21 protein-coding genes are annotated in these 21,113 nt (G+C 55.4%); 8 read left to right on the forward strand and 13 right to left on the reverse strand.

Annotation, left to right across the window (positions count from 1 at the left end):
* Positions 1 to 82 precede the first annotated feature (82 nt).
* On the reverse strand, positions 83 to 1,132 hold the full coding sequence (locus ACR0M3_RS16065) for an ABC transporter ATP-binding protein (protein ID WP_480911671.1): 1,050 nt from the start codon (positions 1,130 to 1,132) through the stop codon (positions 83 to 85).
* A 160-nt stretch (positions 1,133 to 1,292) separates the two neighbouring features.
* Between ACR0M3_RS16065 and ACR0M3_RS16070 the strand changes: the two genes are divergently transcribed.
* Complete coding sequence (locus tag ACR0M3_RS16070; RefSeq protein ID WP_480911673.1) at positions 1,293 to 2,294, forward strand: ester cyclase; 1,002 nt, start codon at positions 1,293 to 1,295, stop codon at positions 2,292 to 2,294.
* Entirely contained in the window at positions 2,291 to 3,175 is an 885-nt protein-coding gene (locus ACR0M3_RS16075) for an amidohydrolase family protein (protein ID WP_480911674.1), read from the forward strand. The genes ACR0M3_RS16070 and ACR0M3_RS16075 overlap by 4 nt, the downstream gene beginning before the upstream one ends.
* Positions 3,176 to 3,250: 75 nt before the next feature.
* Here the strand turns inward: ACR0M3_RS16075 and ACR0M3_RS16080 are convergent, their stop codons facing one another.
* The 7 genes from ACR0M3_RS16080 to cuyA (ACR0M3_RS16110) form a co-directional block, all read right to left on the reverse strand.
* The gene (locus ACR0M3_RS16080; RefSeq protein ID WP_480484748.1) at positions 3,251 to 3,439 is read right to left on the reverse strand and encodes an integrase core domain-containing protein; all 189 of its coding nucleotides are present in this window, start codon (positions 3,437 to 3,439) and stop codon (positions 3,251 to 3,253) included.
* Between the two features lie 100 nt (positions 3,440 to 3,539).
* Positions 3,540 to 4,250 (reverse strand): IS6 family transposase, encoded by a 711-nt coding sequence (locus ACR0M3_RS16085; RefSeq protein WP_480911675.1) that lies wholly within the window; start codon positions 4,248 to 4,250, stop codon positions 3,540 to 3,542.
* 495 nt (positions 4,251 to 4,745) lie between these two features.
* Positions 4,746 to 5,474, reverse strand: a complete 729-nt coding sequence (locus ACR0M3_RS16090; RefSeq protein WP_480484725.1) for an amino acid ABC transporter ATP-binding protein — start codon at positions 5,472 to 5,474, stop codon at positions 4,746 to 4,748.
* A complete protein-coding gene (locus tag ACR0M3_RS16095; protein WP_480484726.1) occupies positions 5,471 to 6,127 on the reverse strand; it encodes an amino acid ABC transporter permease in 657 nt (218 codons plus the stop codon). The genes ACR0M3_RS16090 and ACR0M3_RS16095 overlap by 4 nt, the downstream gene beginning before the upstream one ends.
* A 3-nt stretch (positions 6,128 to 6,130) precedes the next feature.
* On the reverse strand, positions 6,131 to 6,847 hold the full coding sequence (locus ACR0M3_RS16100) for an amino acid ABC transporter permease (RefSeq protein ID WP_480484727.1): 717 nt from the start codon (positions 6,845 to 6,847) through the stop codon (positions 6,131 to 6,133).
* 76 nt (positions 6,848 to 6,923) lie between these two features.
* Entirely contained in the window at positions 6,924 to 7,787 is an 864-nt protein-coding gene (locus tag ACR0M3_RS16105; RefSeq protein WP_480484728.1) for an amino acid ABC transporter substrate-binding protein, read from the reverse strand.
* Between the two features lie 30 nt (positions 7,788 to 7,817).
* The gene (gene cuyA / locus ACR0M3_RS16110) at positions 7,818 to 8,864 is read right to left on the reverse strand and encodes a D-cysteate sulfo-lyase (protein ID WP_480911708.1); all 1,047 of its coding nucleotides are present in this window, start codon (positions 8,862 to 8,864) and stop codon (positions 7,818 to 7,820) included.
* A gap of 129 nt (positions 8,865 to 8,993) precedes the next feature.
* Between cuyA (ACR0M3_RS16110) and ACR0M3_RS16115 the strand changes: the two genes are divergently transcribed.
* Positions 8,994 to 9,881, forward strand: a complete 888-nt coding sequence (locus tag ACR0M3_RS16115) for a LysR family transcriptional regulator (protein ID WP_480484729.1) — start codon at positions 8,994 to 8,996, stop codon at positions 9,879 to 9,881.
* A 57-nt stretch (positions 9,882 to 9,938) separates the two neighbouring features.
* Here ACR0M3_RS16115 and ACR0M3_RS16120 read toward each other — a convergent pair whose 3' ends face one another.
* The gene (locus tag ACR0M3_RS16120; protein WP_480911677.1) at positions 9,939 to 10,832 is read right to left on the reverse strand and encodes a LysR family transcriptional regulator; all 894 of its coding nucleotides are present in this window, start codon (positions 10,830 to 10,832) and stop codon (positions 9,939 to 9,941) included.
* 181 nt (positions 10,833 to 11,013) lie between these two features.
* Here ACR0M3_RS16120 and ACR0M3_RS16125 point away from each other — a divergent pair, with 181 nt between their 5' ends.
* The 3 genes from ACR0M3_RS16125 (at position 11,014) to ACR0M3_RS16135 (ending at position 15,294) form a co-directional block, all read left to right on the forward strand.
* The gene (locus ACR0M3_RS16125) at positions 11,014 to 12,411 is read left to right on the forward strand and encodes an aspartate ammonia-lyase (RefSeq protein ID WP_480911679.1); all 1,398 of its coding nucleotides are present in this window, start codon (positions 11,014 to 11,016) and stop codon (positions 12,409 to 12,411) included.
* Positions 12,408 to 13,841 (forward strand): cysteate racemase, encoded by a 1,434-nt coding sequence (gene cuyB, locus ACR0M3_RS16130; RefSeq protein ID WP_480911681.1) that lies wholly within the window; start codon positions 12,408 to 12,410, stop codon positions 13,839 to 13,841. The genes ACR0M3_RS16125 and cuyB overlap by 4 nt, the downstream gene beginning before the upstream one ends.
* A 202-nt stretch (positions 13,842 to 14,043) precedes the next feature.
* Positions 14,044 to 15,294, forward strand: coding sequence for a dicarboxylate/amino acid:cation symporter (locus tag ACR0M3_RS16135; RefSeq protein WP_480529164.1), 1,251 nt, complete (start codon positions 14,044 to 14,046; stop codon positions 15,292 to 15,294).
* Between the two features lie 231 nt (positions 15,295 to 15,525).
* On the opposite strand, the gene ACR0M3_RS16140 is transcribed toward ACR0M3_RS16135, so the two are convergent.
* On the reverse strand, positions 15,526 to 16,422 hold the full coding sequence (locus ACR0M3_RS16140; protein ID WP_480484734.1) for a LysR family transcriptional regulator: 897 nt from the start codon (positions 16,420 to 16,422) through the stop codon (positions 15,526 to 15,528).
* Positions 16,423 to 16,543: 121 nt separating this feature from the next.
* Here ACR0M3_RS16140 and cuyA (ACR0M3_RS16145) point away from each other — a divergent pair, with 121 nt between their 5' ends.
* The gene (cuyA, locus tag ACR0M3_RS16145; RefSeq protein ID WP_480484735.1) at positions 16,544 to 17,560 is read left to right on the forward strand and encodes a D-cysteate sulfo-lyase; all 1,017 of its coding nucleotides are present in this window, start codon (positions 16,544 to 16,546) and stop codon (positions 17,558 to 17,560) included.
* A gap of 79 nt (positions 17,561 to 17,639) precedes the next feature.
* Positions 17,640 to 18,626: a YeiH family protein gene (locus ACR0M3_RS16150; protein ID WP_480911683.1), complete on the forward strand. Its 987-nt coding sequence runs from the start codon at positions 17,640 to 17,642 to the stop codon at positions 18,624 to 18,626.
* 53 nt (positions 18,627 to 18,679) lie between these two features.
* Here ACR0M3_RS16150 and ACR0M3_RS16155 read toward each other — a convergent pair whose 3' ends face one another.
* From ACR0M3_RS16155 to ACR0M3_RS16165, 3 genes are all read right to left on the reverse strand, one after another.
* A complete protein-coding gene (locus ACR0M3_RS16155) occupies positions 18,680 to 19,639 on the reverse strand; it encodes an IS5 family transposase (protein WP_480911684.1) in 960 nt (319 codons plus the stop codon).
* Positions 19,640 to 19,671: 32 nt separating this feature from the next.
* On the reverse strand, positions 19,672 to 19,875 hold the full coding sequence (locus tag ACR0M3_RS16160; RefSeq protein ID WP_480484738.1) for a hypothetical protein: 204 nt from the start codon (positions 19,873 to 19,875) through the stop codon (positions 19,672 to 19,674).
* Positions 19,876 to 20,233: 358 nt separating this feature from the next.
* Positions 20,234 to 20,629, reverse strand: a complete 396-nt coding sequence (locus tag ACR0M3_RS16165) for a GFA family protein (protein WP_480911686.1) — start codon at positions 20,627 to 20,629, stop codon at positions 20,234 to 20,236.
* Between the last annotated feature and the right edge of the window lie 484 nt (positions 20,630 to 21,113).

Consider the following 21,113-nt stretch of genomic DNA (forward strand, 5'->3'; position numbering starts at 1 on the left):
AATATTCCTCCCTAGATGGATGGGTGCATCTTCGAAGTCTGCACCCTAGTTACCCCGTCCCAACGGGTGTTGTTTGCGGTTCTCAGCCTTCCAGGCGAGCCCCGGTTTTCGCATCAAACAGATGGCAGTGATCGGTATGGATATGAATCGAGACCTGATCGTCGATTTCGGCCCGATAGGTTTTGTCGGCCTTGACAGAGACCAGCGCTCCACCGATCCGAACCGAAACCATGGTGCTGTCGCCCAACAGCTCTTGTGTATAGATCGGTGCATTGATCTCGCCGCCGCTTTCTACAACATTGGCGTCCTCGGCGCGAAACCCCAGCGTGATAGGACCGTCGGGCGCGTTCAACCCGTGTACCTCTGTGCTTTGGGCGCGGAACACGCCACCCTGAACCTCGCCATCGACAAGGTTCATTGCCGGGTTGCCGATAAAGCTGGCGACAAAGGTGTTGGCGGGGGTGTCGTAAATATCGACCGGAGTACCGACCTGTTGCACGACACCCTGCTTCATAATCACCACCCGATCAGCCAGTGTCATAGCCTCGATCTGGTCGTGGGTGACATAGATCGTGGTGACCGCCAATTCGTGGCTGAGGTTCTTGATCTGTGCGCGGGTGGAAACGCGCAGTTTTGCGTCAAGGTTGGATAGTGGCTCGTCCATAAGAAACACGTTCGGCTCGCGCACTATGGCACGAGCCAAGGCAACCCTCTGACGCTGACCGCCAGACAATTCCGCTGGCTTGCGGTGCAGGAAGTCATCCAACTCAACCATCGCCGAAGCGCGCCGCACTTTTTCGTCATGGGTAGCAGGGTCAATACCGCGAACTTTCAGCGGGAAGCGAATGTTCTCATATACATTCATATTCGGATAGAGCGCGTATGACTGGAACACCATCGCAACATCGCGGTCTTTGGGCTCCATGTCATTTACTCGGGCGCCATCGATCAGGATATCGCCCTCAGACGCGTCCTCGAGACCAGCTATCATGCGCATTGTCGTGGTCTTTCCGCAACCTGACGGCCCAAGAAGTACCAGAAATTCCTTGTCGGCTATTGTCAGGTCAAAATTGTCAACTCCGACAAACGATCCCCAACGCTTTCCAACATTGCGAAGTTGAATTTCGGCCATTCTGTCCTCCCTGCTGCACTCGTAGTGCATACGCTTGCAAAACCATAGACAACAAAAGAAACATCTGGCAAGCTTTTTTTGCATGCGTGTGCAAAAGCCGACTTCATCTTCCTCACAATTCGCCCCTTGGCAGCGACTAAAGAACTGAAAGAAAATAATAATGTCCTATGAAATCCAAAAATCGATCATCTTGGATTACTACACGGCGCTCAGCAGCGTAAAAGAATCGGATATCGCCAACGCGTTGTCTGAGTTCTGCGCAGAAGACTACCTGTGGCGCGGTTTCCACCCGTTTGATGAGCTTCGGGGCACCCATGACGTAGCGCAGGCATTCTGGCGTCCCCTGAAGCAAAGCCTAGGGAATATGCAGCGCCGGATGGACGTTTTCATGGCCGGAAAAAACGAGATGGACGGATTCACCTCGGTCTGGGTTGTTTCAATGGGGCACCTGATGGGCCTGTTCGACAATGCGTGGCTGGGCATCGCCCCAACAGGCAAGATGGCGTTTTTGCGCTATTGTGAGTTCAACAAGATCGAGAATGGCAAGATCGCCGAGACGGCGATGTATTTCGACATCCCGCACTTCATGATGCAAGTCGGGTTACAGCCCTTCCCGCCCCAAACCGCAGCCCATCTGGTGCAACCCGGACCGATGACTCATGACGGCTTGATGTTCAACCCGCAGCCTGCCGAAGAAGGCGAAAAAACTCTCGGCACGATCAATGCCATGATTTCCGATCTCGGCCAATGGAAAAGCGGCCTGAGCCTTGAGGAAGAATTGCGCCAGACATGGAGCGAAGACATGATCTGGTGGGGGCCCGCTGGGATCGGCGCGACCTATACGATTGAGCGTTATGCAAAGCAGCACTCAGGCCCGTTCCGCGCATCCTTAACGGACCGCTCGAAGACCAAGCACATTTGCCGCTTGGCTGAGGGTCACTATGGCGGTTTTTTCGGCTGGCCGAATTTTACGGCGCGGCCCACCGGCGGGTTCATGGGTATGCCCGCCACCGACAAGGCCGGTGAATTCCGTGTGATCGACATCTATCGTCGCGCGGGTGACAAGCTGGCCGAGAACTGGGTTTTCATTGACCTGCTGCACTTCTGGAAACAACAGGGTGTCGATATTTTGGGGCGCATGTCGAAAGTACCGCGAACATGACCGGCTGGATCGATGCCCATCACCACCTTTGGGACCTTGAAGCTGTAAACTACCCCTGGCTGATGGCGCGCGGGGTGGAAAGGTTCTTTGGCGACCCGACGCCGATTCAACGGGATTATCTGCTGCGCGAGTTCCGGTCCGAAGCCGCGCCCTGCGGAGTCGGTGCCTCGATCCATATCCAGGTGGGGGCCAAAAACGGTCTGGACGAAGCCCGGTGGGTTCAAGCTGTCGCCGATACCAATCCAGACTGGCCAATGGCGCAGGTTGTGTTCTGTGACCTGACCTCGGCTGACCTACCCGCCCAGCTTGATACGCTTCAGGCCCTTCCAACTGTACGCGGTGTGCGCCAGATCGTCGGGCGCGCACCCGGAGAGGACGCGCAGACGGGCACAAATTCTCTGCTGGATGATCCGCGATTTCTGGACGGACTGAAGGAGGCTGGACGGCGTGACCTCAGCTTTGATCTGCAGCTCATTCCTGATTTGATCGTAAAAACCGCGCGAATTCTCGCTCAAGCCTCGAATACACGAGTCGCTCTATGCCATGCCGGATCACCATATGACCGCACTCCGGCGGGCCTGAAAAGCTGGGCTCAAAGATTGCGCGCGCTGTCCGATCTGCCGCATGTCTCGTGCAAACTCTCAGGCCTGGGCATGTTCGATCACAACTGGACGCCTGACAGTATTCGCCCGATCGTGGAGATTTGCCTTGAACAATTCGGACCTAAAAGGGTCATGTTTGGCTCGAATTTCCCGGTCGACAAACTCTATGGCAATTACACATCGCTGGTAAAGGCTTACCGTGATCTGGTTCCGGCTGAAGCACAATCGGCGGTTTTCAGAGAAACCGCCGCACACTTCTATAATCTCGAGGTGCCCTGAGAGTGATATTCAATGACTCGGCCCCTTGATCCGGGCCGATCGGATGTAGAATCCGTTCCCGTTTCTTTCTCGTGATTAGGTTGCGGTCAAGGCCTGCTGAGCGGAACCGTTGCGCAGCTCAAGCGAAGCAGGCCGGGCGGTACGGTTAAGATTAGCGTAAACGGCTGGTGCCAGTCCGCCGAGAGAAATGTGCGGTCGCTGTGTATCGTAGTCAATCCTCCAGTTTTTGATGATCTTTCGGGCTTCAGCCAGGTTGCCGAAGATATGTTCGTTTGAGCGCTAGCAGAAATGCGCTCGAACTGACAGGTAGGGGCGAAGTTTGCGACAGAACCTGGAACGGTTGTGTTGCAAATTTTTGGAACGATCAAAGTAAGCGTCTTACCAGGCACACATATCCTACGATCTCAGCAAACACCCGAAAGCCAGAGGTGGCTGCGCTGAAGAATTGCTGTTTCCGGATCATGTTGACGACTTTGATGCCATCCAACGTAGCGGACGCGGATGCGAATGATTTGAACCCACACATATGTCGAACACGCCGTTTTATGAACCGATGATCCTGCTCGATCATATTGTTCAAAAATTTGGACCTGATTGTCTGCACCTTGGCTTGGCAACCAAACCGCTTCAGAATCCTGTTCACTTCTCGAATGCCGGCTGCGTTGGCTCCGCTCTTATCGATGACGACTTTGTCTGGGATTCCGTTTGATGACAGCGCTTTGGTAAAGAACCTGGTTGCTGCGGGACCGTTTCTTCGCTCAGACAGCATAAAATCAAGGGTGTTCCCTGCTTTGTCGACGGCCCGATAGAGATACACCCACTTACCGCGCACACGGAGGTAGGTTTCGTCCATTCTCCAAGATTTCTGTGTTGGACGCTTTTTCGATTGCGCCCGCGCAGCGATCATCGGCAAATATTTTACAACCCATCTATTCAACGTGGCGTGATCGACGGAAACGCCCCGTTCAGCCATAATTTCTTCAAGGTCGCGATAGGAAACAGTGTGGCGCAAATAGAAAAACACAGCGTACAAAACCACATCCTTCGGGAAGTGGCAGCCTTTCAAAGAAACCATTCTGAAACCTGCTCGCGATTGATTTGAAAGCAACAAGCACCAGGGCACGCGATTTCGTCAACCTCGGTCAAAATTCGCGACACAACCAAATTTCCTATCGACAACTGCGTTCCGGAAAGACATCCCAAATTTGAGCTCTGCAAGGTCTCTACCCGGCTCTCCAGTTTCAAAAAACCAATCCAAGGGGATTGCTAGGCGCTTTCCAAACATGAGCTAAAAGCTCGGCCCTGGGCACCGAAGTTCCGGCCAAGTATCGGCTCATTTGCGTACGGTTCACACCTGCAACATCAGTCAAGAATTTCACTGACCCAACCTGTTTGGCGAGGTGGTTTAGTCGTGCTGCCAGCGCGTCCCGCATATCTGATTGGCTGGCCGTACCCCTTGTCATTTTCAACCTCTTTTCCAGCGAGAGCAGGGGAAAAGTTTACTCATCAACACGCTGTGTGTCTCCTATAATCTGAAACCAGTTTCAAACGCTTGCCCGGCATCGCAGGCCTAGTGGTTCAGAATCTTGCTCAGAAAATCCTGCGCTCGATCACTTTCCGGGTTGCCAAAAAACTGCTCGGTGGGACGGTCTTCAATTACCAGACCGGCATCCATGAACACCACCCGATCCGCCACCTTGCGTGCAAAGCCCATCTCGTGCGTGACAACCATCATTGTCATACCGTCCTTTGCCAGTTCGACCATCACATCCAGAACCTCATTGATCATTTCCGGATCAAGGGCCGAAGTCGGTTCATCAAACAGCATCGCAATCGGGTCCATAGCCAGCGCCCGGCTGATGGCGACCCTCTGCTGCTGTCCACCTGAAAGCTGCCCGGGAAATTTTTCGATATGTGGCAGGAGCCCAACCCGATTGATCAGAGCTTCAGCTTTGGCGTTGGCCTCGTCACGTGACCGGCCCAGGACTTTCTGCTGACCCAGACAAAGGTTCTCGCGCACGCTCATATGTGGGTAAAGCTCAAAGTGCTGGAACACCATACCAATGCGCGAGCGCAGCTTGGTAAGATTGGTGCCTTTTGCGGTGACATCCACGTCTTCAACCTGAATGCGGCCCTGCTGCACCGGCTCCAACCCGTTAACGCATTTGATAAGGGTGGACTTTCCTGATCCGGACGGACCGCAGACCACTACAACCTCGCCTTTTTTGACGTTGGTGGTGCAATCGGTCAGCACCTGAAAGTTGCCGTACCATTTAGAGATGTTTTCAATGCTGATCATGCTGTTTTGGCCTTCTGAAGGTGCCGGACAACAAGTGAACCGGCGAAGCAAATGCTGAAGTAGACAAGGGCGGCGAAGATATACATCTCAGCAAGCCGGCCCTCGGTTCGGGCGACAATAGATGAGGCGGTCATGAAGTCGCGCAAGCTGACAACAAAGACAAGGCTGGTATCCTGGAACAGAATGATGCCCTGCGTCACAAGGATCGGGATCATGTTCCGGAACGCCTGTGGCAGGACCACATAGCGCTGGATCTGCCAGTAGCTGAGGCCAGTGGCCTGTCCGGCATGCACCTGTCCTTTGCGGACTGACTGAATGCCTGCCCGGATAATTTCTGAATAGTAGGCCGCCTCGAACATGACAAAGGCGATCAGCGCTGAATAGAAGCCGCCAATCGGCCGACCCAAAGCAAGAGGCACCAGGAAGTAGAACCAGAAGATCACCAAGATCAGCGGCACCGAGCGGATCAGGTTCACATAACCTGCGGCGAGGAGAGCCAATGGCGCGATACCAGATAGCCGCATCAAGGCAAGGCCGGTCCCCAAAATGATACCGCCGATCACAGCAAGAAAGGTAAGCCATAGCGAGAGCTGCAAGCCCTGCCACAGAAATGGAAGATTGTTCCAGATGACGGAAAGATCAAAATCACCCATAATTCAGCCTTTTCCGACAAAACCCGGGATGCGGGTGTATTTTTCAAGAGTCTGCGCGATGACTGTCGCACCAAGAGCGATGACGACGTAGATGACCGTCGCTGCGGTAAAGGCCTCAAATCCCTGAAAAGTGTATTCCGCGATCTGCTGGCTTTGCGCCGTCAGTTCAAGAAGGCCGATGGTCAGCGCCAGTGAGGAATTCTTGAAGATAGTCAGGAATTCAGAGGTCATCGGCGGCACGATCAACCGGAAGGAAATCGGCAACAACACGTAGCGATATGTCTGCGCAGTCGAGAAGCCATTGGCATAGGCTGCGCTGGTCAACCCGTGACCGACGGCATTGATCCCGGCACGAACCTGTTCGGCAACGCGGCTTGCGGTGTAAAGTCCTAGACCGATAACAGCCGTAACATACTCGGGATTTGGCATGTCCCGCTTCATCCAACGACCCAGGTCGTCCGGAACGATCTCAGGCATGACGAAGTACCACAGGAACAGTTGTACAAGAAGCGGCACATTACGAAAAAGTTCAACGTAGGTGGTGCAAAGTAAGGCAACAGGCCGCGATGGCAGTGTGCGCCCGACGCCAATTAGAACACCGACGGCCAGCGCAAGAACCCAGGCCACAAGCGCGACCGCAAAGGTCCACCCCAGCCCCGATATCAGCCAGCCAAGGTATTCCTCTTCAAAGAGGACACCCCAGTTCCAGTTGTAGTTCATGCTTTCTACCCTGATAAGAATGGTGCCGGGCCTCCCGCGCACGGTGCAGGCCCGACAGTGTTGCTACAGGAGGAGGTTATTCCGGCAGCGCATTAAGCTGGAACGCAGCCTTCAGCAGGTCTGTCTGACCGACACCCAGCGGATCGAACCACTTGGCATAGATGTCGTTGATCTCACCCGAGCGGAACACATCTGCCATAGCCTTCTTGCCGATCAGTTCAAAGGCGCTGTCGTCGCGGCGCACCATCAACGCATAGGGATCGAAAGACAGGAAATCACCGACCACCGCGAAATCTTCGGGGGTCTTGGATTTTGCAATGAGCCCGAACAGAAGGATGTGATCCGTGGCATAGACATCCACACGATCAGTTTCCAAAGACAACATGCCCTCGGCATGATCCCGCACCGGAAGAACCTTCACGTCCAGCCCCAGCTCTTCAATTGCCGCCTTGACGGCACGCTCGTTGGTGGTGCCCTGCGCCAACGCAACGGCCTTGCCGCCCAGATCTGCAACCGAATTGATGCCGGAGTCTTTACGGACCATCAGTTTGGTACCGGTGATGAAGGTCGTGGGCAGATATTCGACCTGCTCCTGACGGGTCAGGTTGTTCGTGGTCGAGCCGCATTCAAGGTCAATCGTGCCATTGGCCATCAGTGCAATCCGGGTCTTGGGGTTCACCGGCACATATTTGATCGTCAGTTCCTTACCCAGTTCGGCGGAAACCGCTTCGACCACCTTCATGCAAAGGTCGATCGAATACCCAACCGGATTTTGGTTCTCGTCCAGATAGGCAAACGGAACAGAGCTTTCCCGGTGTCCAATGACAATTTCGCCCGAGGCGTCAATCTTGGCCAGAGTTCCCGTGCGATCCTCAGCCACAGCCGGAGCAGAAAAGGCCAAGGCAAAAGCCAATACGGCCGCTGGTTTCATATATTTCATGGTTTTCTCCCTTAGTTTCTGTTGCTTTTGTTAGTCCTGATAGCCCGGCAGATCGAAAATGCCGGAATATCCAAATAACGCTGCACTTCCACCGGTGTGCAGAAACACAACATTATCCATTCCTTCGAAGTAGCCTTTGCGAACCTGATCAATCAGGCCATCGAGCCCTTTGCCCGAATAGACCGGGTCAAACAAAAGCCCTTCGAGTTGAGCCAGTTTCAGAAGCGCCGCACGCATGCCGTCGGTCGGCAGGCCGTAGCCTGGGCCAACATAATCACAGTTCGCGCGCACCGAGTTACGTTCAATCACGGCCCCCATTCCAAGGTAATCCATGGTCTTGCAGGCCAGGTCATAGACCATGCCTTCCTGTTTCCCCTGAGGTGCCCGAACACCGATCCCAAGCAAGTGAATGTTGCTGCCAAGGGCAGCAAGTCCAGCCACCAGCCCTGCTTGGGTTCCCGCACTGCCGGTGGCATGGACCAGGGCGTCAATCTTGAGACCGATGTTTCCGGCTTGCTCTTCCAACTCGGCGGCACAATTCACATAACCCAACGCCCCAACGCGATTGGAGCCGCCGCCCGGGATGATGTAGATCTTGCGGCCCTGATCTTGCAGCGTGCTGGCCAAGGCTTCCATTTCAGCGTTCATGTCGGCACCACCTGCTCGTTTGGAAACGGTTGCGCCATGTAGCTGATCCAGCAGAACATTACCGTTGAAGTTATAAGTCTCGTCATTCGACCCGGTGCGATCCTCAAGCAGGATATGGCAGTTCAGCCCCAACCGGGCTGCTGCGGCTGCTGTCTGTCGTGCATGATTGGACTGGGTGGCGCCTTGCGTGATCACTGTGTCAGCACCCAGCTTCATGGCGTCGGCCATCAGAAATTCCAGTTTGCGAGTCTTGTTGCCGCCCGACGAAAGGCCCGTGCAGTCATCGCGCTTGACCCAGATGCGCGGCCCGCCCAGCTCGTCACTCAACCTTTCCAGCGGCTCCAACGGGGTCGGAAAATGACCAAAACGCACACGTGGAAAGTTCTCAAGCGCGCGCCTTACAAGCGCGAGGTTGCCGCCCACTGCCATAGCACCTTCTGCCGCTGCGGTTTGCATTGTGTACATTCCCTTTACGTATTCTAAGTAAGGCTAAACGCAAAAAATCGTGTTGGATAATGCCAATATTGCAGTGTACCCGTACATAAGGTATGGGTAAGCATGGATACACGCCTTCTAGAAGACGCTCTGATCCTGTTGGAAGAGCGCAGCTTGACCGCCGCTGCCGCGCGTAGGAATGTAACACAACCCGCCTTTTCACGGCGCATTAGATCACTGGAACATTGGATCGGAAAAAGCTTGCTGGTCCGTGAGGCCAACCGGGTAGAGCTGTCTCCGACGCTACTACAAAGCGAACCTCAAATCCGGTCGCTGCTCGCGCATTTGCGGCAATTGCATGGGCATCTTAATAACCCGGAAGGCATCGGAGAACCGCTGGTGATGGCGACGCAGCACTCGCTTTCGGTGTCCGTCGTTCCAGAGATTCTTCGCAAACTCCGCGCACGCAGCGGATTGCCGCAAATCCGATTGCGCACGCAGAACCAGGTGACAGCAATGTCCACATTCCTGCGCCATGAATGCGACATTCTGGTGAGCTATGAATTCCGTGAGCTGCCCCAGGTGCCTTTCGATGACACCGTTGATCGTTACATTTGGCGGCGGGACACTTTGCTTCCGGTCGTCGGAGGCGCATTAAAATATGAGCTGCTGGAAGGTCAGATCCTACCACCGGAAGCCCCCTGCATTGATTTCCCCGCAGACAGCTTTTTTGGGCAGATTGTGTTACTGCATCAAGCTAAAGCGGACCGTGCCTGGACGGGAAGATCGGCTGTGGAAAGCGCGTTTTCGGTGGGGATCTCCCAGATGGTTTTAGAAGGAAGCGGCGCTGCCTGGGTTCCTCACTCGCTCATCCAGAATCACATAATTACTGGCGATGCTGTCATCCTCTCTCCGGAATACGGCCGCCTGCCGCTGGATATTGTTCTATACACCCACGTTTCCAACCCGCGCGGTACGAACTTCAGAAAGATGGTCGCCGAAACAGAGTAAGGGCCAGGAAACCCGCCGTAAGCATCACCCTTCTCCATTACAGACTTGCGATGTGCCTTACAGGTTTTGAGCCATCATCCAAAAGCGTTCCAACTCTGCTCGGGACCTCTCGATCGAACGGTAGAGTTTGATGTCGATTGAAAGCTCGAATTCTGGTTGGCTGATCTTCTGCAAACTCCCGTCTTTCAACTCTCGATCCGCCGCGCTTTCGGGAAGGAATGCAACGCCAATTCCCGCAAGACAAGCGGACTTAAGCGCCTCGGCAACGGAGTTTTCATAGATGGGGATCACAATGTGACTCAGACCTCCGCGATCCAGACAAACCTGGGACACGCGGCCCAGAAAACTGTCAGGAGTGTATGACAGGAACGGAACCGGGTTTTTCCCTTCGAGGCTGTATTTGGCACGCCCATCAGCATTGACAACGCTGACGGCTATGATCCGGTCTTTTGCAATGGTCGAAGACGGGTATCGGTTTTCATCTGAAATAGTGGGCACTGTCGGATGGGAATAGCACAACATAAAGTCTGCGCTTCCGGATAAAATTGCCTCGGCGCAGCCGGAGAAGTTTTCCGCGACCAGCCTGGTTTTGGTGGGACCAAGATGGCTGGACATTCGTGTCAGCCAGTTCGGGAAGAAGGAAATTGCCAAAGAATGAAGCGCGACGAAATCAAGCACCGATGCTTCCTGGCGAGATAAGCCACGGATATCGCTTTTGGATTGTTTTAATGCGGCAACCGTGTCGATTGCGGTTTGCTTGAATGCATGACCTGCTGACGTAAGCTCAACCGGGTGTACGCTCCTGTCAAACAATGGGGTACCGGTCCAGTTTTCCAAGTTTTTGATCCGCCGCGTGAAAGCCGACTGGCTTATGTTTCGCGCATCCGCCGCGCGGGCAAATACCCCAGCAGTTGAAAGTGCCAAGAAGTCTTCCAGCCAATCGATCTCCATCAAAATTCTCCAATTGCAGAAACTTCACACGGTAGAAGCATGTTGCAAAATTCGCAACACCTTTGCGAAAGTTGTCATGGGTGGACGGACTTGATGGCGGTACGGTCAGACCAACACACTCACAGAGTCTCGGCCCCTCGCATTTGATGCAGGCCGCAAGACCACAAAAAGGTCTCAGATCATGAAACAACACAGAACAGAATCCGACAGCCTTGGCCCGGTAAAGATCCCGCTGGCAGCGACCTGGGGCAGCCAGACCCAGCGGGCACTGGAAAATTTCCCGATTACGGGGGTGGCGATCAGCCACTATCCGGAATTGATTGTCGGACTGGCGTCGGTCAAAAAGGCCTGTGCTATGGCCAACAAGGACCTGGGCGTCCTGCCCCACCGGAAAGCGTCGGCCATTACGGATGTCTGTGACAAGATCATTGCCGGGGGCCATCACGATCAGTTTGTTGTTGATGTCATGCAGGGTGGTGCTGGCACATCGACCAACATGAATGCCAATGAAGTCATTGCAAATCTTGGGCTGGAAAAGCTTGGGGCAGATCATGGCGATTACAGCCAGCTTCATCCGAATGATGATGTGAACCGGTCACAATCCACAAATGACGTTTACCCCACAGCAATCCGTCTGGCTGTTCTGTCCAGGATCGCGCCTATGATTGAAGCAATGCATCTTCTAACCAAATCCTTCGACCAAAAGGCATGTGAGTTTCAGCATATTATGAAGGTCGGGCGTACCCAACTTCAGGACGCTGTACCCATGCCACTTGGTGCGGAGTTCCGGGGGTTTGCCACAACAATCAACGAGGATGCCGACCGGTTGAGGGACCTGTCGCGCCTTCTGACAGAAGTGAACCTTGGAGGCACGGCCATTGGCACCGGCATCAATGCCCCCGAAAGGTTTGGCGAAGTCGCTTTGGCGCATTTGCGCGACATTACCGGCGAGCCACTTAAACTGGCCCCGGACCTGATTGAGGCTTCATCTGATCTGGGTGCCTTTGTGATGTTCTCAAGCACGCTCAAGCGGGTTGGCATCAAACTGTCTAAGATCTGTAATGATTTACGCCTAATGTCCTCTGGGCCGCGGGCTGGGCTTGGAGAAATCATTCTGCCCGCGGTTCAGGCAGGATCGTCCATTATGCCCGGCAAGATAAACCCGGTTATTCCCGAAGTTGTAAATCAGGTTTGCTATCAGGCAATCGGAAATGACCTGACCGTCACAATGGCCGCCGAGGCCGGCCAGTTCCAGCTCAACGCGATGGAGCCGGTCATCATCCATAAAGTGTTGGAAACCATGGGGTCTCTGACCAATGCAATGAATGTGCTGCGCACCCGCTGCGTGGACGGTATCGTTGCGGATGAGAAAAGATGCGAGATGTTACTGAGCAACAGCCTTGTACATGTCACCGCACTGGCCCCGGTGATCGGATATGAGGCTGCCACCAAACTTGCAAAATATGCACAGGCGCATGGCTTGAACCTGCAAGAGGCCGCAAAACCCGCTTTGCCAGGAGAGCTTGCCGAGACTGCATTGCAGCACATTCACGGCAGGGCTCCGGAGATTGCCCAATGAACAAAAACCAATCTTTACGCATAGGAATCGTTGGCGGCCTGGGCGCCCTTGCCGGAGCCGACCTGCTGAACAGAATTGTTCAAGGGACACCGGTCAGGTCGGAAGAAGACCACAGGGAATTGATATTTCACCAGAAACCGCTGCGCGAACCAGCCTCCCCCAAAGAGCTGAGCTACAGCCCAACACACCGAAAACTCTATGTTTTTGACACACTGTCCCGCATGGAACGGGATGGATGTGACGTGGCGCTGCTTCCATGTTTTGTCACCCATAGCTTTCTGCATGAACTTGAGGACGAGCTTGAACTGAAGCTGATCAGCATGACAGAGGCGATCGCCGCCGCCGTTAACAGACTGCGTCCCGGGCCGACAAAGATTGGTGTCATCACGACGCCTTTTGTCAGGAAAACTGGTTTGTTCGAGAACCTGTTTGGCAGGGAAATACAGATCCTCCATCCCCGGGAAGATCTGGAAAGTGCCGTCATGGAGGCCGTATATGGACGCATCGGTTTCAAAGCGGGACACTGCAATGAAGACGTTCTGAGACCCATAAATGCCGCCCTGACCAACCTATTCGAACAAGGCGCGACCGTGTTTGTGCCCGGTCTTTCTGAGCTTCCCTTGTTGCTCAACCAGCTTGACTTGCCAGACAACATGACGGCCATAGACACGGCAGCGGTTTACGCGGATTACGCCCTGCAAGAGACCCAGCCAGACCGCCGTCACCGGTTCAAAGTTGGAGTGGTCGGCGGTGTCGGACCTGCCGCAACCGTAGATTTCCTTGCCAAACTGGTCAAAGGGACCGAGGCGACCCGCGATCAGGATCACATAAAAGTCTTGGTTGAACAGAACCCGCAAATTCCTGACCGCACTGAAAATCTGGTCCGCGCAGGCACCGATCCAACTGTCGCCCTCTATTCTACCTGCAAAAAACTGGAACGCGGTGGTGCTGATATGCTGGTCATCCCTTGCAACACCGCCCACGCGTATGTCGATCGGATTCAGCGCCACCTTGATATTCCGATCATCAGTATCCTTGCCGCGACCACTGAACACATTAAAGAAACCGCCCCAGAGACGCGTGTGGTCGGGGTCCTCGGCACGGATGGAACAATACAAAGTGGCTTGTACCAGACAGCACTTGATGAGGCAGGCCTTGCCCACATCATTCCCGATGACGATCATCAAAACCTGGTCATGGATTCAATTTATGGCCCGTTTGGCGTCAAAGCTGGATATACCGACGGCCTCTGCAAAGAACAGATTAGCCGGGCCTTTTCCCATCTGGTTGCGCGCGGAGCCGAGGCAATCATTCTCGGCTGTACGGAATTGCCGCTCATCGTGACTGAAAGCGCAGACGCATTGGGGGCGCTTCCTGTCGACCCGACCGATGTGCTCGCCCGAAAATGTGTACAGCTCGCAAGATTCTAGGCGCCACCGACACTTTATCCGACAGAAGAAACGGCGTTGCAAATATTGCAATGCCGTTTCTCTATTTGCGCGACCATGACCGGCACGACGGTGTTACCTTGCGGCGACTGCAGGCAGCTCATTCCAGTTGACTGCCATGGAAAGGGAGAACCTATTGATGAATACCAGTCGCAAAACAGGGTTTATGGCACCTTGGAGGAATATGCTTCTTTGGAAGCAAATCGTGATCGCGCTTGTTCTTGGGGTGGTTACGGGCGTGTTGCTGAACGCAACCGGAAACGCAGCAATTGCGGGCATGATCAAGAACATTGGAACCCTGTTCCTGTCGCTTATCAAAATGCTGATTGTCCCGTTGATCTTCGTATCGCTCGTTTGCGGTATGACATCGGTCAGCGACATGGCCCGCATGGGGCGAATTGGCCTGAAGTCGATTGTATTCTATCTGGGCACAACTGCATTCGCGATCACGATTGGACTCGCTTTGGGCCTGCTGTTGCAACCCGGCGCAGGAATTGATCTGAGCACCGCAGCCGCAATGGAACCCAAAGCATCTCCGCCTTTCATCCAGCAACTTATCGGGATCGTTCCCAAGAACCCAATCGCCGCTGCCGCGGATGGCAACGTGCTTCAGATCATTTTCTTTGCGATTATGTTCGGTCTGGCCATCAACCTGGTGGGTGACGCTGGAAAGCCGGTCAGGGATTTCTTTGAAGCCCTAAATTCCGTCATCTTGAAGCTGACTGAGATTGTGATCAGTTTTGCACCATATGGTGTGTTTGCACTAATGGCCTGGGTCGCCGGAACCTATGGTTTGGATCTACTGTTGCCTTTGGGAACCGTGATTGCTGCGCTCTATATTGGTTGCGTTCTGCATGCCGTCATTGTTTATGGCGGGCTTGTTTCGATCTTTGCGCGCTTGAACCCAATCCGCTTCTTCCAAGGCATCATCGAGCCGCAGATCGTGGCCTTCACCAGCACGTCCTCTTCGGGGACACTGCCGGTCACGATGACGGCGGTTCAGCAGAACCTTGGCGTGAACCGGTCGGTTGCAAGCTTTACGCTGCCGCTTGGCGCGACAATCAACATGGACGGAACCGCCATGTACCAAGGCGTTGCGGCTCTTTTCGTGGCACAGGCCTTTGGGATAGAGCTGGGCATGTCGGAATATGTCACAATTATTCTGACGTCGACACTTGCCTCCATCGGCACCGCTGGTGTGCCGGGTGCCGGGCTGGTGATGCTGTCGCTTGTTCTGAGCTCGGTCGGCCTGCCTTTGGAAGGTGTAGCCATCATCGCAGGCATCGACCGCATTCTCGACATGGCACGTACATCGCTCAACGTTACCGGCGACGCTGCCTGCACCGTCATTATTGCGAAATCCGAAGATCAACTGGATCTGGATGCCTACGATACGCCCCATGTGCTAAAATCACCCGACGTTTCGCGGGCGTAAGTGACAAAGCACATCACTGCGGCCGCCCCGAAAAGGGCGGTCGTTTTCTGCTCAGGACGTCGCCTGGTTAATGCCGTCACCCTCCGCCCTTATCCCAACGCGTAAATTCAATTAAGTTGATCCCCGTTAATGACACAGGTTGGCGGGGAAAATTGGCCGGCCACGCTGACCCTGTCCTTGTTCTGCTCGCTTGAGCGTCTGGACAAAACCGGCGAGCAGGTCTGGAACGCGCTATAGTCCCACGGACGGTTCGGGAATATTTGTCAGATCAGACCAGATTTGCGCGGTCCCCTCGCCCTGTTGATCAGAGAGGCGGATCAGCATGATGCCCAGATCCTGATGCGGCAGGTCATGTAACCGCCGCAGCCGCCCTTCGGTTAAATGCCGCTTGACCAGGGTCAGCGGCAACCACGCCACCCCAATGCCATCCAGCGCGTATTCACAGGCGGCAAGCGTCAGTGCAGTTTCCGCCTTTGGGGACAGCATCACGCCTTCGGGCAACAGGGGCAGAATGCTTTGGCTGAACAGGCGCCCCAGGAAAACATCTGGGGGATATGAGATGAACGGGATCTCGGGGTCATCAACGTGGAGCGCAAGATCGGGTGACGCCACCGGCACCAATGTATCGCCGCCCAGCCGACGCATTTCAAACGCCTGTGGCACCGCAGGGCCGGGGGCCTCCGGGCGTTCATATGTCATTGCGAAATCGGCCTCGCCGGACAAAAGCAGCATCAGGCAATTGTCCCGATTTCCGGATCGCACCCGCACGGAAATGTCCTGCGATTGGGTCAGTTGCCGCACCACCCACGGCGAGATTGTGGTGGTGATGGCGTGCTGGCACACAAAAGTCACATCCCGCTTTGCGCCCTCTGCGGCCGCTTTCAAGTCGTGTTGCAGGCGACGCAGCCGCGCGCCAAGCTCTCGCAGTTCTGGTTCCGTCGCCTGCACGCCGGGCAGGATGGTGACCGGCTTGCAGGACCGGTCAAACAGGGGTGCACCGATGCGCTCTTCGATCAATCGCACGCGCCGCGTGAACGCCGATTGGGTCAGAAACCGCCGCTCTGCCGCCCGTGTCAGGGACCCCGTGTCGATCACCGCCAGGATGTCATCAATCCAATCCAACTGCATGATGTCACCATAGCGGCACACTGATATTATGCAAGATGTGCATTTTATAGCGCATATTTCGAATTAGAATAGTGGGAATGACCTCCATAAAATGCGAGAAAACCAATTTAGGAGTTTTCCGATGCATCTCTCCCGTTACCCCCGCCGCTTCATCGCCCACCTGCCCACCCCGCTTGAGCGCCTGGACCGTCTGACCGCAGAGCTCGGCGGCCCGGAAATCTGGATCAAACGTGACGATTGCACCGGCCTGTCCACCGGCGGCAACAAGACCCGCAAGCTGGAATTCCTGATGGCCGAGGCCGAGTTGCAGGGCGCAGAGATGGTGATGACCCAGGGGGCAACCCAATCAAACCACGCGCGCCAAACGGCTGCTTTTGCGGCGAAACTGGGCATGGAGTGCCACATCCTTTTGGAGGATCGCACCGGCTCCACCAACCACAACTACAATTACAACGGCAATGTTCTGCTGGACCATCTGCATGGCGCCACCACCGAAAAGCGCCCCGGTGGTCTGGACATGAATGCCGAGATGGAAGCGGCTGCCGACAAGCTGCGCGCAGATGGCAAAAAAGTGTACACCATCCCCGGGGGCGGGTCGAACCCGACCGGTGCGCTGGGCTATGTGAACTGCGCGTTTGAGATGCTGGCGCAAGCCAATGATCGCGGGTTGAAGCTCGACCACATCGTTCACGCCACCGGCAGCGCAGGCACGCAGGCCGGTCTGATTGTGGGTTTGAAAGCAATGAACGCACAGATTCCTCTTCTGGGCATCGGCGTACGTGCGCCCAAACCGAAACAGGAAGAAAACGTCTATAACCTCGCCTGTGCCACCGCCGAAAAGCTGGGCTGTGCCGGTGTCGTGCAGCGCGAAGATGTGGTCGCCAACACCGATTACGTCGGCGAAGGTTATGGCATCCCGACCGACAGCGGCATCGAGGCGATCCAGATGTTTGCCGAGCTGGAATCGATCCTTCTCGACCCGGTCTATTCCGCCAAGGGGGCCGCGGGTTTCATTGATCTGATCCGCAAAGGTCACTTCAAGAAAGGCGAACGTGTCGTCTTCCTGCACACTGGCGGGTCGGTCGCGCTCTTTGGTTACGACGCGGCCTTTGATCACAGCAATCGCTGGGTCGGCTGACGCCAGACAGTACCAGGTGTGTGCGGCCTGACACAGGCTGCGCGCGCCAATTTCACATTCCCGCAGTCAGGAGCGAACCATGGTGTCGCTGATCAGGTCCCGCTTGGACACCCACTTTGGTGGCATTCTTCTGGTGTGCGTGATTGCCGCCGCCGCGACCTTTCTGTCCGAACATTACGGCGCGCCTGCGATGCTGTTTGCACTGCTGATCGGCATGGCGTTCCACTTTCTTTATGACGATCAGAAATTCACCCCGGGGCTGGAGTTTTCCGCCAAAACGCTGTTGCGATTCGGGGTCGGCCTGTTGGGCCTGCATCTAAGCATTGGGGATGTGGAAAGTGTCGGGCTGGGCGCGGTGGGCGCGGTTGTCGGCTTTGTCATGGCAACACTGGCCTGCGGGGCAATCCTGTCCTTTCTCTTCGGTCGCAAACTGGCCTTTGGCCTGTTGGCGGGCGGGTCTGTGGCGATCTGCGGGGCCTCGGCCGCCCTTGCCATCACCTCGGTTCTGCCCGCGAAAGATGACCGCGAACAGGATACGCTGTTTGTTGTGATCGGCGTCACCGCCCTGTCGACCATCGCAATGATTGCCTATCCGGTCTTGTTTGCGGCCCTGGGGATGAGCGATCTGGAAAGCGGATTTCTGATCGGGGCGACCATTCACGATGTGGCCCAGGTTGTTGGTGCCGGATATTCGATCAGTGACGAGGCGGGGGTGATTGCGACCTTCGTCAAGATGGTGCGCGTGGCCTTGTTGCCGGTGGTGATGATTGTGGTCATGGCGAGCTTTCGCGGCGCACAATCCCAGAAGATCATCCTGCCGTGGTTCCTTGTCATGTTTGTCGCGCTGGCGATTTTGACAAATACCGGGCTGGTGCCGCAGGTGATCACCGATGCAATCGCCACCCTGTCCGGCTGGTGTCTGGTCATCGCGATTTCTGCCCTTGGGGTGAAAACCAGCCTTGCCACCATTCTGCGCGTCAAGCCCAGCTATGGCCTTATTCTTGTCGTCGAAACCCTCTTCCTTCTTGCGATTGCCGTGGCATTTGTCATGGGCTTTGGCTTTTAAGACTGTGTTGCACGAATAGCGGCTGGGCCGCATTTGCCCCTTTCCCCGGTTCGTTATGCGACACGTTCATAGGTCGCACGACCGAGATGGGTCATGCGGTTGAGAGCTTTGACAGCGATCTTGGTTTCGGTTGTCTGACTCTCCATTTTGCGGCTGCGCAGCTCCGGTCCGATGACCTGTTTGTAGCGCCCGATCTGGGCCTCGCCGCGTGATCTTTGGCCATAGCCAGTGGCCTTCTTCCAGGCCATACGACCTCCCTTGGCGATCATGTCGATATGGGCGTTGCGTGTTTTGCAATCACCTGGGACGGCATTCTTCGGCGGCGGTACGATCAGTTCGACATCCGATCCCAACGCCTGCCGGATCGTCGCTGTGGTCGGCGCACCATCATAGGCGCCGTCGCCGATGATACGATGAACAGGACCTGCCACATCAGCCAGCAATTCGGGCAGTGCGCCGGCGTCTCCGATGTGCTCGGTTGTCAGGCAGGAGGCCAAAAGCTCCGCGCTCTCGGGAACGAAGCCGATGTGCAGTTTGCACCATGTTTTACGGGCCTTCGGTAACCCGTGTTTCTTCTGCATCCAGTCTCGACCGCTGTGAACGCGAAGCCCTGTGCTGTCTACGATCAGCGTCACTGGGCCGTTCGTGGGCCGGGTGTTCGGTGTGATCCGAAGCAATTGTGCGCGCCGGCAGAGCGTGGAAAAATCCGAAACGGGAACGTCGATCTGCATGAGCCGTAGTAGGCTTCGTACAAACCCTTGCGTTTGCCGAAGCGGCAGGCCGAAGACGGCGCGCAGGGTCAGGCAGGTCTCAATCGCCAGGTCAGAATACTGCCGCTGACCACCACGTTTCCCCGACCTTGGGGCGTACCACCCGGATACCGCATCCTCGCTGAACCAGACCGTAACATCACCACGCTGGCGAAGCGCCTCGTTGTACTCAGGCCAGTTCGTGACCCGGTACTTGGCCTTCTCAAACTTGTCCCGCCGCGTCGCGTTGTGCTTGAAAGGCATCCCGCCATCCCGTCATTAAATCAAGCAACTGGCTACGCCGATGAAACGATCCGTGCAACACGGTCGGATGAACCGCAGGCATCCATGCCTACGACGCAGGGCGGAAGCGTCTCAAAAAAGGCCAGTAGCTTCGCGCGCTTGATCGGCTTGTTGAAAATAACCCGGCCGCTCTCAGAAATGCCGTGCACTTGAAAAACGTCCTTGGCCAAATCGAGGCCGACGGTCTTTACTGTCATTGGGTGGCTCCTTTCCTAGCAGTCGTTGATAACTGCACTTTGGCACATTCGATGCCGGTGGAGCAGGAGCCACCCACCTCATCCGCTTTGGTGGGCGCACTGCAGCATCTGTTAGGAATGGTGAAGGTCAGCAATGGGCCGTCCCCGATGTATCATCTCGCCGTGCGACAGCTAATACAGCGTTGCCTCTGATGTCGGCACGGATGAATGAAAAGCCCAAAGGGTGGAGCATTCAGGTCAACGGAACTGACTTCTCACTCTCGCGGCAGCGAACGATTTGCATATCATTCGCCCTGCGGGACGACGACGAAAAGGGCCTTCGCAGCAGTCGCTCCAATGTCCGCTGCCTGGAAGCACGTCAAAACCACATGTCCTTTACAGTTCGGCTGTCACGAGGAAGTTCTAGAAAGCTGTCGTGCCCCTCGAAGTGACGGATTGGAATCTCACTGATTGGTGACGGATCAGACATTCGAACATTAACCGCAGACAGTTTGCGGCCGTTTTCGTCCGAGAAACACGCAACGTAGTGCGTCACACACCCGCAATTGGCGCAGAAGTGGAAATGGATATCCCCGCTATCGCGACGCAGATATGTATTTGTTTTCCCGGTAGTTTGAATGTCATAGCCAATGTGCCCGTAGGCCCAAAGGGCACCGTAACGCCGACAGATTGTGCAATTGCAGGCCATGACCGACTTTGGCACAGCATCGAGAGTCCAGCCAACTTCGCCGCAGTGGCAAGTTCCTTTCAGCATGTATCAATCTCCGCTCTCGGCACTGACGGCATCATGACGACCGACTCAAGTGCTTTGGCCCAGGCGCGGATCGCCGCTTGGGTCAAGCTGCACTTGTGGCCTTCCCTTGAACAGCAGTTAGCCGATTTACATTCACGGCGATACACAGCTGGGTCACAGGACCACTGGGCGGCGATGCGTGACTGGCTGGTTCGGAATGACGTTCCTGCTCCAAAAAATCTGCCGGGGTGGCCAGAAAAGGAATAAGGGCTGGCTGAGGGGGTCGAGGCCAGCCCCTATCTTCGTCACGAGGGGGTAAGTGGTTATTCTGATCCCAAACTACCCAGTTTGCATGCTGCCCGAAATTGGGGGATTCCCGTAACACTGCAAACTTCACCGAAAAAGTTTGTTTCCAATGAGCGAACAGTGAGTTTCAAAACGAGATGTGGACACAATTTTGCCGCAATGCGATCCTCTGTCCGTGGGTGGCGCGTGTTGATTTTAG

It is taken from the genome of Ruegeria sp. O5 (assembly GCF_056535105.1).